The sequence below is a fragment of the Clostridium sp. HBUAS56017 genome (assembly GCF_007115085.1).
GTDB classification, from domain to species: domain Bacteria; phylum Bacillota; class Clostridia; order Clostridiales; family Clostridiaceae; genus Clostridium; species Clostridium cibarium.
Window position 1 is genome coordinate 1 of record NZ_SULK01000001.1, and the last position, 12692, is coordinate 12692.

The 12692-nt window shown below is 31.6% G+C and carries 9 protein-coding genes; 1 reads left to right on the forward strand and 8 read right to left on the reverse strand.

Translation table 11 applies throughout. The features are described 5' to 3' along the window. Window positions 1-253, forward strand: a 253-nt coding sequence (locus FAY47_RS20040) for a hypothetical protein (protein WP_185966657.1), incomplete at its 5' end; no start/stop codon positions are given. Between the two features lie 108 nt (window positions 254-361). Here FAY47_RS20040 and FAY47_RS00005 read toward each other — a convergent pair. The 8 genes from FAY47_RS00005 to FAY47_RS00040 form a co-directional block, all read right to left on the reverse strand. Beyond that, window positions 362-1510, reverse strand: a complete 1149-nt coding sequence (locus FAY47_RS00005) for a GH25 family lysozyme (protein ID WP_243129478.1) — start codon at window positions 1508-1510, stop codon at window positions 362-364. A 60-nt stretch (window positions 1511-1570) separates the two neighbouring features. Continuing rightward, a complete protein-coding gene (locus FAY47_RS00010; protein ID WP_143314182.1) occupies window positions 1571-2023 on the reverse strand; it encodes a phage holin in 453 nt (150 codons plus the stop codon). A 56-nt stretch (window positions 2024-2079) separates the two neighbouring features. Continuing rightward, entirely contained in the window at window positions 2080-2556 is a 477-nt protein-coding gene (locus FAY47_RS00015) for a phage holin family protein (protein ID WP_143314184.1), read from the reverse strand. Between the two features lie 70 nt (window positions 2557-2626). Then, window positions 2627-7600 carry a phage tail spike protein gene (locus FAY47_RS00020; RefSeq protein ID WP_143314186.1) on the reverse strand — a complete coding sequence of 1658 codons (4974 nt, stop codon included), beginning with the start codon at window positions 7598-7600 and terminating at the stop codon, window positions 2627-2629. Window positions 7601-7623: 23 nt separating this feature from the next. Beyond that, window positions 7624-8007, reverse strand: a complete 384-nt coding sequence (locus FAY47_RS00025) for a hypothetical protein (protein ID WP_143314187.1) — start codon at window positions 8005-8007, stop codon at window positions 7624-7626. Next, window positions 7991-8254, reverse strand: coding sequence for a hypothetical protein (locus FAY47_RS00030; protein ID WP_143314188.1), 264 nt, complete (start codon window positions 8252-8254; stop codon window positions 7991-7993). Before FAY47_RS00030 ends, FAY47_RS00025 begins: the two co-directional genes overlap by 17 nt. 69 nt (window positions 8255-8323) lie before the next feature. Next, complete coding sequence (locus FAY47_RS00035) at window positions 8324-9040, reverse strand: phage tail family protein (RefSeq protein WP_143314190.1); 717 nt, start codon at window positions 9038-9040, stop codon at window positions 8324-8326. A 6-nt stretch (window positions 9041-9046) separates the two neighbouring features. Beyond that, window positions 9047-12691 carry a phage tail tape measure protein gene (locus FAY47_RS00040; protein WP_243129479.1) on the reverse strand — a complete coding sequence of 1215 codons (3645 nt, stop codon included), beginning with the start codon at window positions 12689-12691 and terminating at the stop codon, window positions 9047-9049. Window position 12692 lies beyond the last annotated feature (1 nt).

Consider the following 12692-nt stretch of genomic DNA (forward strand, 5'->3'; position numbering starts at 1 on the left):
AGATTCAGAAAGAAATGTAATGCTCAGTGAATGCACTAAAGAATTTGATAATATTTTTAAGAAAATTGATCCTATTATTTCTGATTTAAAGAAACAAGTTGATAATTGTGTTGACCCTGAACCAGTTCCTGGAACTATCGCTATTCCAATATGCTCTATTATTCAGAATGAGTATTCTTCAAAAAATAATTTATATTTACAACTTAAAAAGCAAAAAGATGCTATAGAGAAATGTCTTCTAAATCCTGAATAATTTACTAGTTATTTTATTGAAAACAAAAAAAGAAGGTAGAGAAGAAAATTAATTCAACTCTACCCTCTTTTGGTTAACTGTTTTATTATTTATTTCATTCTTAGTATACTACATTTCTAATAATTCACGCCAGGTATTTTCTCCCACTATTCCATCTGCACCTAATTGATGGTCTCTTTGAAAATTAAGCACTGCATTATAAGTTCCAGTTCCAAAAATTCCATCAGCTCCATTAGTATCATATCCCAAGTTATTTAATTTCTCTTGCAATAATCTTGTTATATTTCCGCTAGCTCCTTGTCTAATGGTAGGGCATCCATTAAGTGTATTTTCTCCAGCAATTCCATCTACAATTTGATTGCTAAATCTTTGGCTGTTACATTCTTGTTGTAACCTTCTAACCCAATCATCCCCATTGGAATTATTGTATAAGGCATTGAATGTTTGCTCACCAGCTAATCCGTCAGCAACTAATCCATTATCTTTTTGAAACTGAATTAATGAATTATAAGTACCTTGACCAAACTTACCATCAGCGCCACAACCTCCACAATCATAACCTTTGTTTATTAGTAGTTGTTGGAGTTCTGAACATCTTGAACCTACAAATTCTCTAGCTTTATCAACAAGGCTTTCCTCCGAATTATTGTTTCCGGAAATATCCCCTGAATAACTAGAACCTAAGAATATTCCTTCATAGAAGTTGTTTATATCCACGTTGCCATCAATGCCCGAAAGGCTTCCACTCTCAGTATATTGATGTCCCACTAACGGAAAACCTGTTTCCATCGGAGAATCAACTCCATAATGTGCTATCCATCCACCGTAACATTTTACTCTACTGTCTAAATTATCTCTGCCGAAATATCCTCCTGTGTAGATTATAACTTCTTGTCCACTTAGTTCTCTAAATCTATTAATAAACGCTAAACATCTATCGGTTATTTCAGATGCTGAACGCCCATAATTGTTAACCTCTATATCTAAACAAGGTTTAACATCATAATTTTTTCCTTTAATTGCATTATAAAAATCTTCTGCCTGCTGACTAGGATCTGTTTTTTCACTCATAAAGTGATAAAACCCTATATGTGGTATAACCCCATTAGCTCCATTGTAATGTTGTGATAATAAATCATCTACAAAATCTACGCCCTCTGTTGCTTTTATTATTACAACCTCAACTCCACTATTTTTTACTGATTCAAAATCAATTGTTCCATTATGACTAGATACGTCAATTCCTTTAATTTTCATATTACTCACCTTTCCTTCCATTTAATAAATTAAAATAAAATAAAAGAGCAGCCATAAAGACTACCCCTGAACTGGATTCAGCGCGCTATTAATTTGTTCTAACTTTGCTTTTAAATCTGCATTCTCTTTTAGCAAAGTATTAGTATCAACATCAGTATTTTGTGTTGTTTCAACTGTTTTTTCTGGAGTAGAAATTTCAATATTATCTTCAACTTTATTTCCTTGAGTTAATACATCTATAGTATTATTGGTTGATATATTTGGACCAGGTACCTTAATATCATCCTGCTTAGCATTAAGTGTAACTTTCTTATCAGAAATTCCACTTGTACTTGTATCTACGACTACCCCTAGCATAACTAATATAGTCAATACACTATTTACTATATCTCCATAGTTGCCAGGAATTAAATCCTTTAATCCAAGTTGTTGAATAAGTAATACAATGGCACTAATTAAAGCCACCCAAAACGCTTTATTTTTCATTCTTGCTTTCAAATCAATTGTTAACATTTAACGTTCCTTCTTTCTTTTTTGTATTAAAAAAGAGTAGTCTCAGTATCTTAAAACTACTCTTTTTCATTCTTTATTTTATTTGCTAAATTATCGCCACTAGATTCAACTACCACTTTAAAATTAGATACAACTTTAAGCAAAAACGCGGGCATTGGCACCTCCAATCTTGTTAAATTTTCTAATATTGATATTAGTTCATTAATTATTAGCCATATAGTTATTAGCAACCCAAAAAACGTTACAGTGGGTATATTAAATCCTAAGTTGGTAGCAACATTAATTATTGTCCAATCTACAATCATAGCCGTTGCAACCTCTACACCATAAAGCAGCTTTTTAACTATTCCCCACATACCAGTTTTACTATTAGTTTTCCCTTCTTTTTTAGCTGACAACATACCTGTTAAATAGTCAATTATCATAACCGCCATAAGAAGTGGCAATATTATATATAACAATCCAAGCTTAGCGCTTAGGAATGCTCCTATACTAGCTATTGCAGCCTTAACTCCAACTATCATCTTTTCCATTTTCCCTTTACCTTCTTTCTTTAGAGCAATAAAAAAACACCTGCATTGGTGTTTCGGTTTTCTAATCAAATTATTTATGAATAAATTTATACTGTAACTTTTCAGGCTTTGGATTTTCTATTACATCTCTAAATATACATTCCTCATATTGCTGAATAACTTCTTTTAAGTCAACATCTAAAACTTGTTCCTTTTTTTGTAGCTTTAAATAATTATAAAGATCTTCAATCAAGATTCTCATATAATCATTTTCCTTTTTAAGTTCCTGGATTGCTTTAGATAGAACAGGAATTATATTTTCCGGCTTAATTTGATAAGTATCAATTCCATTTGGTTGTCTTACTTTTAGCACGTAGTTAGAATTAATCGACTCCATTTCTTGAGCGATATATCCTATTTCTTGGTGTATATTGGTCTCTTTCCAATCGAATGATCTATGCTTGAATTTCATCACTTCATCAATTCCACTAACATTACTTATATCTATATTCTTCTTTAGCCTTCCATCAGAATCCCAAACAGTTATTCCCTTCAAAAATTGAGCACTCTGAGTTCTGTTTACTACAACTTGAACATATTTTCCATTGGATATATAATTCATAGCTCTAATGTAATTCGATTCAATAAGATTACCTGTATTATTTATATTCCAATTATTCATATTCAAACTTGCACCAGCATTTAAACCTTCAGCTTCAAAACTTCCCGCTCTATGATAGCTTAATACAGTATCATACGTACTAGAACTTGATGAACTTCTAACAGCAAATGATATATATTTCCCAGCCATGTCAAGATCTAATGTTAATCCCTTAATATTACTATCATTTAAATATTCATTGCTTCCTAACCCTCCGATATATCCACCAGTTTCATTGTAAATATTTAATTTTTTATTAGTCAATGACGCTCTTAAAACATTATTATAGTCGTAATTATAAAAATTTCCTCTTGTATTAATATTTCCACTATAATCAACATTAAAAATATTAACTCCCTTACGGTTTAAAATATTAAAAGCGCCATTTTTTATTGTTAATCCATCATTATCCATGACAAATTGTGTTGTTTTAATACTTGCAGTACCATTATCGATTCCACTTGTAATTGTAGTTGTTATAGCCGATGCAGTTATGCTTTGCTCTAATGAGTTTAATCTAGTAGTATTATTACTTGTATCTTTCGTTATTTTACTAACAACCTGACTTATTCCGTCTGAATCTATTTGAAGTTGAGAATATACTGTATTAACTTTAGATTTAGTGTCATCTATTTCGGATTGATTATCTTCTAAAGATGGGGTCCACGCAGTAGCAACTATACCTTCTTCAAATTTAATATCAGCTACCCATATTGCAGTTTTCCCAGTTCCAGAAGCAAAATCTAAACACATAGCACTAAATTTTGTTCCTACGCTACTTGTTTTAAATGTCGCCGTAAATTTAGTCCATGTTTTATCTGGAAGATTTGCAGAAGTAATTGTAATATAATTTCTATAATCAATCAATGTAGAACCATTATACTCTGGAAAATAAACTCTAAATGGTCTTACTAAATCTCCCCAACTAGAAGTACTATCTCTATAAACCCATAAACTTACCGTATAATTAGTATTGTTTTTATAAGGAATATCATACGTAGACCTCGTTCCATCAAATCCAGATGATACTGAATGTATAACCATTGTCTTATGTTTGTTAAATATTAAGCCATCAAATTCTATATAGCTAAAACCATTACTAATCCAAAAATTATAAGACTCTGTAAAAGCAGAATTTCTTATTAGATTTCTTCCACCAATGGTAATATTGTTAATCGCATTAGTGATATCAGTCTTTTCAACTTTTAATTTTATTGAATCTTTAAGTTGAGTTATGCTACTTTCTGCACTTGTTATTCGAGTAGTTATACCACTTAGAGTTGTTCCTATTCTTATATTCCTGATTCCAGAACTTTGTTCATAGAATGAAGCATCGATAATCATTGGCAAAGTTGGTGCAATTAAACTTGTATAAAACAACTCTCCATTTTTGTAATATAAAATTTTATTACTTTCAATAGAAACTCTTAATTTATCACCTATCTCAATATTACCAAAAGTTCCTTTAATAACACCTTTCTCGTATACCTGCACCATTTGCGTAGTAACATTGTTAGCTGTCTGATAAGTTTGGTATATAGCGTAATCTATAGTATTATAATTTGCATCTTTATTAGTAGTACTAAGTCCAACCATTACATGTGTACTTAACTTAGCAACTGTAAATTCTACATACTCACCATTGCTTAATGTATTAATACTTGCAAAGCCACTATTCCAGGCAATACCACCAGTATTTTTAGTAAAATTATTACCATCAAATATCCCATTGACTACATCCTTAAAAGAAAGAGCTATATTTTGTTTATACAAAACATCTGTAACATCGAACATTGAAACTTTACTTGTTATTGATTCTTGCAATGCAGTTATTGAACTAGTAGTCTTTTTTAAATTATCCTGAAAAGTGCTTAAACTACCATCTAAAGCTATCATTTTTGAAGTATAAATTTGTGTATCTAACTTTAACCCAATTGCTTTTTCATTAGCTGTTATTTCAGTTGTATGTGTATCTATCTGTGCTTGTAAATCCTCTGGAGCTGGTGTCCATGCAGTTGCAACTGTACCTTCTTCCATCTTAATATTATCTACAACAAAATCGCAATTATTTCCACCGTTTGAGTTTCCTAAAACAAATCTCAATTCCACCTGCGTGCAATTATTAGGTGGAATAAAGTGTACTACAACCTTCTTCCAAGTTCCATCATAGCCATTAACATAGTCAACAGCATTCCCTTTGCGTAGTCTATTAGCTTCATCTTCTACAGTAGTAGTACCATATAAAAGAATAGCGCCTAAATTTTTACCATTGTTATCTATAAAGTTATGTTCATGAGAAACTGAACAATTCTGTACCTGCCTATAATAGCTTAAAGTGTATTTTGAATTTGGTTTTACTTTTATATAAGTAGTTGTACGTAACATACCACCACATACCAATGCCTCATTACTCTCTTTTACATGAATGTTTGGAGTATAATTTCCTATAACATCAGCGTTTTCACTTAATGTAAGCATTCTAAGTTTTGTATTTCCAGCATTTCTCCATTCTGAAAATTGCCAACCACCGCTCAAATCTCCAGTCTCGAATCCACCATTTAAAACTAGATTTCTACCACCAACTTGAATATTACTCACATTATCACTTAAAGTTTTAAACTGTACATCTAAACTTGTATTATTCATAAGAATCTTTGAACTTTGTATTGTTGTAGTTCCATTATTTATTCTAGTTACAACTTTTGCTATATCTATTTTACTAGGATCTAGGGAATCATTGTCTAACTTATTGTATCCATCTGTAAAACCTTCTTTAGTAAAACCATTTTCATCAAATAATCCGGTCTTACCATCATCTGCTCTAACCCTTATACCAAACTTGGTACCATTGTTATCAATATCTCCTATAACAATCTTTTCAAATAGAGTAGAATCAGACTTTTGCCCAAATATTTGTAACCTATTTCCCTTTAAAACAAGTCTACTATTTGCACCAGCAAGACTTATTTTGGTAGTGTCTATTGTACCTGCATTCAACTTATTAACATCTAAAGAGCTAATTTGTGCATTTCCAATAGCCCCATCTGCGATTACTCCAGAACCAGCTTTTATTGTATTCGCTTCTAACATATCAACAGTAATATGTCCAGCTAATATAGTTTTTATATCTGCTACTTTGCCCTCTAAAATAACTACTCGTTCAATCCCAGCATTTAATACATCTATGTCTGCTTTTTTAGCAAATAAATTATCAATATTTGCTTTATATGCTATGAATTCAGTTGCTTTTACTGTAGTGACTTCTAAAGCACCTATTCTTGCGGTTACTGCATTAAAAGAATTTACATCTATTTTATTTGCTGTTAATTTATCAACTACATTTTTAATAGCAGCTTCACTAATTGTCCCATTGTCACTAGTAATATTATTAACTGTATCAGCCACACTTTGATATTCTTGTTGTATCTCTGCAAAATCTAAGTAAGTATTAGCTAATTCAACTGTGTTTTTAGAAGCATCTTTTAAATACTCAACAATTTTAATAACTTTTTGCTTATCTTTTGTTTTTGATTCAATATCAATAATAGTTACAATATCACCAATCCCATAACTTAAAAATGAATACTCTTGATATTTCTTAGCTAAATCTCTTATGCTAACTTGATAAGCTTTATATGGTTTTGATAATTCTGAAAGTTTATACCCTGCATCCTCTTTTAAATTTTCAACAATAGTATATCTTTCATCTTTCCAAATCTGAGTTTTAACTTTTTTTGAGTACTGATAATTTTCTAAGTAGTTTTTACCACCAGTTATACTTTCTATTGTTAAACCATCTTTTCCGTAGGGTATAAGCCTTGTAAAATATTCTAATGTTGAATCTTGTGAGCTAAGATCAATCAAATTCAATTCATTATGAAAATAGACCCCTTTATCGGAGCCTATATTTTCATAAATATTAATTTTTTTGTTTATTGTATCATACTCGATGAAACACCTATATGTCTTAATCGCTTCATTTATTATATCCAAACTTGAAGTATTAGTAAGTCTTATTGTCCTTTTTTTTGTAACATCACATGAACCTATTACATATCCTGTGCCAGCTATAGCTAAAGTTAAAGAATCTTTAATTGTCTGCTCTACAGTTTCAAACCTATCCCAAGGTTTTCCTTCTAATTCTTCTAGATTAAGATAAGCATAAATTTCATAATACTTTTTCCTTTTGTTCCTTTGCTGTATAACATATTCCTGCTCTTTAGTCTTTAAGTACCCTTCTAGCTCTAGTTCCTCTAATGTATTTTTTATTGGATACCTAAAGATAAGTTTCATATCTCCATTTTTACTTTTTTCTAATCTTAAATCATCTGCTTTATCTATATCTAAAAGGCCTATTTTAACTTTTTCCTTTGTAAAAACTTGCATTCCTAAGTCTTGCTGCATATAATCACCTACTTAAACAAGTCTCATTCCTTTATCATATAGTCAATTTTCATAAGTTCTATAGGTGTGATATCCACACTAGATTTTTCAAGCTTAGATAGTTCAATTTCTTTCAATTCTAACTCATTTTCTATTGCTAATATGTTAGACATTTCTTGATTCCATTTTTCTAGATAGTCTGCTTTTATAACAAAGTTTCCGTTTTCTATCTTTGGCTTTCCATCTTCTTTCTCAGCACACTCATCAATTAATTTTTCTCTTGTAGTATTATAAATCTTTAGTTCACTATTTATCTTATCTATATTTTTATTTAGTGCATATGCTATAACTATAGGTAGCTTTTCATTTAATAAGCTGCCTAATACTTCTATACTATTAACTAACTTCTCATTACTTACTTTTATCACTAGTATTAGTACCTCCCATAACTTCATCTTGTATAACATAAACTGCATCTGTAAAAGCTGCTATATCTTTTCTACATTCGATTTTATTCGCAGTATATGTAACTTGGTCAGTAATTACTGTAGATATCCCTGGTGTTTGCATTCCTCCATCGTACGCTGTCGCAATACTTGCCTCCATATATACAGCTTGAGTTCCTGCTATTTTGCTATAGCCTTTTAAAGTTATACTTTTTTGTGTATCTAACATATTTTTCATCCTTCCTTATTTTAATTTACAAAAAAAGAACCTACAACGTGCAAGTTCTTTAGACTAATATTAAATATATTTAGGTTTATATCTTATATTGATATTACATTTTTCTCGACTGAACTTTATGTCATTAACTCCTGGTACCAATTTAGGATATTGCCACATATCTGTTTTAGAAAATACATTTGCACCATTCAAGGTTACTTTTCTGTTTTCTCCATCTACAATTATTGTTTTACTGAGTTCTAATCCATTAATAATTATTGGATCTATACTTAATCCTTCAATCCTAATATCTATCATATCTATCATTGGAGTAACTTCTATTATGCAAGGTGTATCGCAACTTGAGTTTAATGTTATTGCAGTACTTGTTTCATTCCTTGTATTGTGTATTATTTCCTCCTCATAAATAGATAAAATAGTTAAATTAAAGCTAATAGTTTCGTACCATCCATCAGTTAAGTCATTTTCCATCGCATCATTTACTATTTTCTTTTCACTATATGCAGTATAAAAATTCATATTATCCAAATCATCAAATTTTAATGTAGAGTTTGATAAGGATAAAATTAAACTACCTATAAGTTTTTGTAATTCACTATTTGTTTTTGCATTAAATCCTAACGTTAATTGAATAGTTCCAAGATTATAACTATCTGTATCACTGTAAGGATTCAAGTTTTTTGAAGTATTATCAACTTCATTAACCTTATCTGCATGATTAATAATTCTTTCTATCTCTTCAATATTAGGATCTATTCTTATACCATTTATATACATACTCTATCATCTCCTTTCAATGGCTGACATTGCAAGCTTATTAGCTACAAAAGGATAAAGTATTTCTCCTACTTCTTCGCCTTCTAAAACTGCTTTTCCTACAATCTCACCTTTAACATCTGTATTTAATAAAGTTTCAAAGACATTTGCTATCTTATCCAACTTAGAAATAATAATGTTTATATTATCCATATTGGAATTAGAACTCGAAGATTGTTCCTTGCTATTCATCTTTTCTAAAATAGCTTTAGTTTGTGTTGCATTATAAACACGTTCTCCACCTTCTAAGTTAACTGATTGCCTTTGAGTAGCTAAATTCATAAATCCAGACTTAGATACAATTAATTCAGGTCCATTTTCTGCAACTGTTGCTTGCCCATTTAAAGCATTTGTTGTTCCAGTTGCATATTCTGTAGCTCCTGTATAACCCTCTGTTCCTGCTCTAGTAGTACTTCCGTTTGAATTCCAATTTACTTGTACATTTATAACTTTATCATGCAGGCTTTCCATTTCTCCCTTTACACTTCGGATAGCACTTACTGCTCCATTACTATCAACATGAACAATATACTGTCTTCCATTTAAATCTATTAAAGCATCTCTTGTGCCATTACTGTTATTAGTAATATCTCTTAGACTTCCAACAACTGTACCATTACTATTTACAAGCTCATTATTAGCATTGATTGTTGCTCCTACTTGTAACTGCAACGCCTGACTAATAACATCCTTCATAGCAACATATTCCATTCCAAGTTCACCACATTTTTGAGCTTGTTCAGCGGTGTATCCACTTACTTCTCCAGTAGTTTGATTCCAACATCCAACAATTTTTCCTGTACTTTGATCAACAACAGTATATATTCCTTCTAATGCTCCAGTTATGTTGTTACGAACTAAATGGTATCCTGTAGCAGTTATCTGATCCATAGTTGTATATTTTTCTTTAGTAAGATTTAATTCCTCTTGAGCTTTTTTATCCGCCTCAGATAAAATTTCCCCTGTGTATTGATTTATTTCGCTTGCAAGTTCAGGATATTTTTCTTGCAACAATTTAATTATGTCTGTAAAAGTATCCTTTTGAATTTGAACTCTATGATCCTTCTCCATCTGTAACTTACCAATTTCATCATTTATAGCTTTTTGTTCTTCAGTAGATTTTCCATCCAGTGATAATTTTAATTTAGCTATACTAGTATCATAAAATTCATCTAGTTTAGCTAACTCATCATCTCTACTTTGAGCTCTTTCTTTTACTAAGTCAGACATACCTTGTAAATCTAAGTTCTTAGCTTTAGCTAAAAATGTTGCTTTTGCATTTAGTTTTTCGTCTTCACTTTTAGCAATTACATCCAATGCTCCATTTTCAGCTTGTTGTATAATTCTACTTATTTCAGCGTATTCTAGGGTAGTAAGATCTCTATGTTCACCTGCTGCTTTTTTTAAAATTTCATTTATTTTTGCTTTTCCATCTGTAATTTTACTAATTTCCTCATTGGCACCTTTACTTAAAATGTTAATTACATTTTGCTCTTTTTCATCGATTATTCCATCATAGTTAAATGTATTTTTTAATGTCGAATTAGTTTCATCACTTCTACTCTTTATTGTTTGTATTACACTATCAAATAACTGATTGGTCTTATTAGTAATTGTAGCTGCTTCACCGTCTGAAATAACTTTATCCATTCTAACTTCACTAATTTTTAAATTCAGATCTCTAAATTTACTTGCCAAATCATCTAATGCTTTCCCAGTTTCTTTAGATACTCCACTATTCCAGTTAGCATACACATAACCCATCTTTTCAAGTTCTGTTCGGCTATATTTTTGTACCCCCATAAGACTGGCCATACCCTTTTCCATTAATGACATATTGTCTTTTGTATCTAATATGGTCCCATTAAGAACTTTTTGAGATGAATGATAAGCATAAGCTGCAACTCCCGCGGCTGCTAATCCTATAGTCCATGGACTAAATAGTAAAGATGTAGCCCTTGCTACAAGTCCAAGTTCTCCTATACTTGCACTAGCCATACCTACTGGAGTTATCATTCCTTTTACTGCACTAGCAGCTCCTGTTGTTGCTGTTTCTGTTTTCTTAAATGCACTAAATAAACTACCTAACACTTTCCCACTTGCAGTACCTTCAGTATTTAATTTAGTAAAAATTGAAGGAATACTAACTAATTTAGAACCTATTCCCCAAATTGATGATAATAGTTTTCCTGCTTTTCCAAGTATAATAAGTACTGGTCCTGTTGCAGCTGCTAATGCCCCAAACTTGATAATACTTTTCTGTGTTCCTTCATCAAGATTACCAAACCATGTTGCAACACCACTAACCTTATCAATCAAATCATTAAATGCCGGTAGGATTATTTTACCTACAGTAATACCTAAATCAGCTAATTTATTTTTCATAATTGCCATTTGGCTAGCAGTAGTTCCGTATCTTGTTTCAGCTTCTTTTGTTAACGCAGTATTCTTCTCCCAGGCATTAGTACTTAATTGTATAGACTTAGAAAACTTATCTCCTGCACCACTAGCTCTTAAAAGTGCATCTCTCATTCTAACTTCTGTTATTCCCATTCCATCTAATACAGCTATTGCACTAGTACCATTCTTTTGGCAGTTTTGAAGTCCAGTTATAAACTCTAACAATGCGCCTGTAGCATCTTTTTTAAACGATTGACTAAATTGGTCTGCTGTTTTACCAGTAACCTTGCTAAATGCCTCCAAATTTGCTGAATTACTCATTAAATTTTTAAGTTCATCACTAGTCATTCCCATACTCTGTGCTAATGATTTAAACCCTTTTCCATCAGCATCAGCCATCATTTGAAGTTCTCTAAGACTTTTACCTGTCTTAGCTATTGTTTCATTTGCTTTGCTTCCTGTTTCACTTGCTAATTGCATAGATACCATTACTTTACTAAATGCACTACCTCCGGCTTCTGCTTCAATTCCCACGGAACTTAATGCACCAGCTAAACCAACTATTTGTGCTTCGCTCATTCCAACTTGATGTCCTGCTCCAGCTAAACGAAGGCTCATTTCGGTGATATCTGATTCAGTAGTTGCCATGTTATTACCAAGTTCAACTATGGAACTACCTAACCGTTGAAAGTTTTCTTGTGGCATTCCTGTAATATTTGCTAATCTTGCTAAGGAAGTTGCTGCCTGGTCACTACTCAAATTAGTTGTATCTCCAAGCATAACCATAGACTTTGTAAACCCTTCAATGTTTTCGGTCTTAATTCCTAATTGTCCAGCTGATTCTGCAACTTTAGCTATATCACTAGCACTCTCTGGCATGGATTTTGACATATCCCTTATACTTGTTTCTAATTGAGCGAATTGTTCCTCTGAAGCATTTACAGTTTTTCTTACCCCAGTAAATGCGCTCTCAAAATCAATAGCTGTTTTAGTTGCTAATGCTCCAACTCCAACTAAAGATGTAGTTACAGTTTTAGTAAGCGTTGCCCCTGTTGTTGACATGCTAGAACCTAATGCATTAACTCTTTCAGTTCCACTTTTAGTACTATCCGCAAATGTTTTTAAGTCACCTACTGCACTTTTTAATCCATTAGCAAAATTACTACGGTCTAGGGTTAGATACGCTACAACAGCACCTGCTGAAATGTCCATA

What these genes read in the sequence shown, in the direction of transcription:
- FAY47_RS00005 (WP_243129478.1), bottom strand. Translation starts at nt 1,510, where the DNA reads ATGAAAATTAAAGGAATTGACGTATCTAGTCATAATGGAACAATTGAT.
- FAY47_RS00010 (WP_143314182.1), bottom strand. Translation starts at nt 2,023, where the DNA reads ATGTTAACAATTGATTTGAAAGCAAGAATGAAAAATAAAGCGTTTTGG.
- FAY47_RS00015 (WP_143314184.1), bottom strand. Translation starts at nt 2,556, where the DNA reads ATGGAAAAGATGATAGTTGGAGTTAAGGCTGCAATAGCTAGTATAGGA.
- FAY47_RS00020 (WP_143314186.1), bottom strand. Translation starts at nt 7,600, where the DNA reads ATGCAGCAAGACTTAGGAATGCAAGTTTTTACAAAGGAAAAAGTTAAA.
- FAY47_RS00030 (WP_143314188.1), bottom strand. Translation starts at nt 8,254, where the DNA reads ATGTTAGATACACAAAAAAGTATAACTTTAAAAGGCTATAGCAAAATA.
- FAY47_RS00035 (WP_143314190.1), bottom strand. Translation starts at nt 9,040, where the DNA reads ATGTATATAAATGGTATAAGAATAGATCCTAATATTGAAGAGATAGAA.
- FAY47_RS00040 (WP_243129479.1), bottom strand. Translation starts at nt 12,691, where the DNA reads ATGGACATTTCAGCAGGTGCTGTTGTAGCGTATCTAACCCTAGACCGT.